Consider the following 3,086-nt stretch of genomic DNA (forward strand, 5'->3'; position numbering starts at 1 on the left):
GTGCGACGGCGCCTGACCCTGTCGACCGCCTCCCGCCGACACCCGCCCTTCCGCCCTTCCGCCTCTACGAGAGAGTCGCGCATGCCTGACAGCACGCCGTGCCGGACGTCCACCGGTCACGGACCTCGGCCCGACCGCCACCACGGCGCCCGAGGGGGCCGAGCGGGAGAGCCTTCCGCGCACCCGGGCCACCCGAGCGGCTCCGCCTGCCCCGGCGGATCCGCCCGCCCCGACGGCGGAGCGGAACGCCGTGGCTGACCGGCGGAGGAACGCGGAGTGCGTGATCGCCCTCGATGTCGGCGGCACCGGCATGAAGGGCGCCCTGCTCGACCGCGAGTCGGGCGCACCGGCGACCCGGCGGTTTCCCACACCGCGCGCGGACGGCCCGGAAGCCGTCGTCGCCGCGATCGCGGCGGCGCTCCGGTCCCTCGCCGACGAAGCCGCGGGACTCGGCTTCGCCGTCCGGCGGGCCGGGGTGGTCGTACCCGGCATCGTCGATTCCGACCGCGCCCTCGCCGTCTACTCCGCCAACATCGGCTGGCGCGACCTGCCGCTGGCCCGGGTGCTGGAACAGCACACCGGAATTCCGGTCACCCTCGGGCACGACGTACGGGCCGGGGCCCTGGCCGAGGTCCGCCTCGGCGCCGCCCGCGGCGCGCAGGACGCCCTCTTCGTCGCGATCGGCACCGGCGTCTCGGCCGCGATCGTGCAGGACGGGCGCCTGCCGGCCGCCGGCGGCTACGCAGGCGAACTCGGCCATCTCGTCGTCGAGCCCGACGGCCTGCCGTGCACCTGCGGCGGCTCCGGCTGCCTGGAGACGATCGGCTCCGCAGCGGGGATCGCCCGCGCCTACTCCGCGTACTCCGGCCGCGCCGTCGCGGGCGCCGCCGAGGTCGCGGCCCGCCTGGCCGCCGGGGAGGAGGCCGCCGAGGTCGTCTGGCGGCGCGCCGTCGCGGGACTCGCCACCGCCCTCGCCGCCGCCGTCACCCTGCTCGCGCCCGAGGTCGTCGTCCTCGGCGGGGGCCTCGCCGAGTCGGGCGCTCTCCTGCTGGACCCGCTGCGCGACGACCTGGACAGGAGACTGACCTTCCACCGGCGCCCCCGGCTGGTCGCCGCCGCCCTGGGCGACGAGGCGGGCTGCCTGGGCGCCGGACTGCACGCCTGGGACGCCGGATCCCGGGTGCGAGGCGCCTGCGGCGACCTTGCCACGAGCGCGTCGGCGGCGAGTACGGCGGCTGGTCACTGCTGAGCCGTTCCGCGGTATTCGATCATGGTAGGGGAGGGGTCGTGGGGTACGGGCGATAGGCTTCGGGGGCCGGTGTGGCGTGTATGTGAGGAGTGGGTTCCGTGGCGGCGCATGAGAGGTGGACCCGTCTGCTGGAGGTTCTGGGGGATCGGGGGCGCCTGGAGGTCGGTGAGGCCGCCGAGTTGTTGGGTGTGTCGGCGGCGACGGTGCGGCGGGACATGGACGAGTTGGCGAATCAGCAGTTGCTGGTGCGTACTCGTGGCGGCGCGGTGTTGAGCGGCGTGGCGTACGACCTGCCGTTGCGGTACAAGACGGCGCGTCGGGCGGACGAGAAGCTGCGGATCGCGAGGGCCGCGGCGGCGTTGATTCCGCCGGGTGCGGTGGTGGGTCTCAGCGGTGGGACGACGACGTCGGAGGTGGCGCGGGAGTTGGCGACCCGTGCGGACCTGGCGGAGCATTCCAAGGGGACGGCGTTGACGGTGGTCACGAACGCGATCAACATCGCGAACGAGCTGGCGGTGCGTCCGCACGTGAAGACGGTGGTGACCGGGGGTGTGGCGCGTCCCAACTCGTACGAGCTCACGGGTCCGATGGCGACGATGGTGCTGCAGGGTATCTCGCTGGACTTCGCGATCCTGGGCGTGAACGCGGTGGACGCGGGCAACGGCGCGGCGACCCATGACGAGGGTGAGGCCAGTGCGAACCGGGCGATGGCCTTGCGGGCCGACAGGGTGATCATCGTGGCGGATTCGACGAAGATCGGTCGTCGGGCGTTCGCCCAGGTCTGCGGCGTCCACGAGTTCGCCGTTCTGGTGACGGACAAGGAAGCACCGGACGAGGTCGTGGAGCAGTTCGCCGCGCAGGGCGTGGAGGTCCACTGCGTCTGAGCGCGCCGGCCCGACACGGCGGGTACCCCGGGTCGGCTTGGGCCGGCCTCGCCGCCTCGATCCCGGTCCGTGCAGGTCGCTCCGAGGCGTGAGGCGTCGCCGGGACGTGGGGAGGCTCCGCCGTCACCCGGAGCGTGAACGCCCCCACGGTCAGCCGTAGCCGTAGCCGTAGCCGTAGCCGTAGCCGTAGCCGTAGCCACTCGCCCGATGGATGACAGCGGGCCGTCGGTACACGAGCGCATCAGGCCGACCGGCCGGCGTGGAAGAAGGAGCGGCGTCGCTCCCTCGGCCCGTCGGCGCGCAACCTGCGCCGCGCCGCCCCGGCCCGCGCGCCGCGGGAGAGCAGTCCGGGGACTCCGTGGAGATGAGGAGTCGTCACCGTACGTCACCGACGTCGCGCCGCCGGGATGCCTCCGGCGGGTCCTCGCCGGTAGGCCGCGGTGCCACCGGGGCCGGTGGCCGCCCGGGGTCGGCACGAGGTTCGCCGGTGGCGCCGGGTGGGCCCGGGTGGGGCCGTTCCCCGGTGCGGCGGCGACGGATCCGCTCTGCCGCACCTGCGCGGGACGCCTTTTGACGAGCCGTCGGATCGGTGTGCGAGTCGGCTCCAGGCCTTCCCCGTCCTGGCCAGGGAACTGTCACGCTCTGTTCGCATGCGCGGTTGAACCGCCACCCTGTGTTGGTTGAGCCGGGTACGGACCTTGGGTAGTGTGATCGCTGATCACTGAGATCTCGGCCGTGTGGTCCGTGAATCCAAGGTTCGACGGGGGATGTCGAAGGGTCTTTTGGGGGTTTTGGCGGGGTCTTTTCCGCCTTTTCATGGCGATTGCACGGGTGTGCTCGCTTTCTGATGGCAATGCCTCATGCGCTCCCGAGTGCAGTGCGCCGGGGCGCGGTATGCGGGTTTGTTCGGCCACTGCCAGGTGCCGAATACGGGGGAAGGTTCAGATCGGCTC

The 3,086-nt window shown here is 73.0% G+C and carries 2 protein-coding genes; both read left to right on the forward strand.

The window, feature by feature from the left end; genetic code table 11:
* Positions 1-280: 280 nt before the first annotated feature.
* The gene (locus OG823_RS31665; RefSeq protein ID WP_371483631.1) at positions 281-1,249 is read left to right on the forward strand and encodes an ROK family protein; all 969 of its coding nucleotides are present in this window, start codon (positions 281-283) and stop codon (positions 1,247-1,249) included.
* A gap of 98 nt (positions 1,250-1,347) precedes the next feature.
* A complete protein-coding gene (locus tag OG823_RS31670; protein ID WP_371483633.1) occupies positions 1,348-2,133 on the forward strand; it encodes a DeoR/GlpR family DNA-binding transcription regulator in 786 nt (261 codons plus the stop codon).
* The last annotated feature ends 953 nt before the right edge of the window (positions 2,134-3,086 follow it).

The organism is Kitasatospora sp. NBC_00315, from assembly GCF_041435095.1.
Lineage (GTDB): Bacteria > Actinomycetota > Actinomycetes > Streptomycetales > Streptomycetaceae > Kitasatospora.